Genomic DNA, 918 nt, shown 5'->3' with positions numbered 1-918 from the left:
ACAAGGATTTTCAGAAGTAGGCGAGAACAAGCAATTACTTATAGCCATTGTTGTGTGTTCGTGCTTTTTAATTAATTCAGTGTTTTATTTATCAAGTCGTTTAATATTTATAAATGGACTAACCAATAAATACCAAAAGCTCTGTTTTTTAGAACCTTCAAATTCAATCAATCCATATTTTATTTTGTCTACAGGTAATTCTTTAAAGGTTCCAAAAAGTTTGTCCCAAATAATAAACATATTTCCGTAATTGGAATCTGTATATTCTTGGTCTTGATGATGGTGTACTTTATGAAAATTTGGTGTGACAAATATTTTCCCGAAAAATGAGTCAACCCAGTTCGGAAAACCAAAACTAACATGATGTGCTACGAACAAAGGCATGTAAAGAATCCAACGAAGAATAATTATTTTTATATCCAAACCAAATAAAATTCCCGCTACAAAAATCGAAGCATTATCCAAGATGACATCAAAAGGATGTGCTCTAAATGAGGTCGAGCTATCCATTTTTGTATCACTGTGATGGACTCTGTGCAAACGCCAAAACAGATGCCATTTATGATTAAGGCGATGCGCCCAGTAACCTACAAAATCAATTGCTATAATTCCCACAATAATTTTAATTATATATGGTAATTCAATTTGGTTGAGTAAACCAATATTATTTTCAGCAACCCAGTCAAATATAAAAACAAAAAGAGACGCAATCAGGATGTTCAAAATTATATAACCTGCCTGCAAAATAATACTATGAAATAGGTGTATGCTATTTTTCTTAATTGCTGAGCCGTTTTCTAATAATTGCTCGATAGTAAAGAAAATTGCGAGTAATATCACGAACATTTTATCTGCGTTGATACTTATTAGGCTTTCAATAATATTGTTCATTTATGTTAGTTTTATGTTTTTTGGTCG

At 31.4% G+C, this 918-nt stretch carries 1 protein-coding gene; it reads right to left on the bottom strand.

What is annotated here, in order from left to right; translation table 11 throughout:
- Window positions 1–84: 84 nt before the first annotated feature.
- On the bottom strand, window positions 85–891 hold the full coding sequence (locus AACM45_RS20290) for a sterol desaturase family protein (protein WP_339145034.1): 807 nt from the start codon (window positions 889–891) through the stop codon (window positions 85–87).
- Between the last annotated feature and the right edge of the window lie 27 nt (window positions 892–918).

It is taken from the genome of Croceitalea sp. MTPC5 (genome assembly GCF_036985505.1).
Taxonomy (GTDB): Bacteria; Bacteroidota; Bacteroidia; order Flavobacteriales; family Flavobacteriaceae; genus Croceitalea.
The sequence above is the reverse complement of the archived record's forward strand: the minus strand, read 5'-3'. Positions and strand labels throughout refer to the sequence as shown.

Excerpts from the sequence above, each read along its gene's own strand:
- AACM45_RS20290 (WP_339145034.1), bottom strand. The coding sequence starts at position 891 with ATGAACAATATTATTGAAAGCCTAATAAGTATCAACGCAGATAAAATG.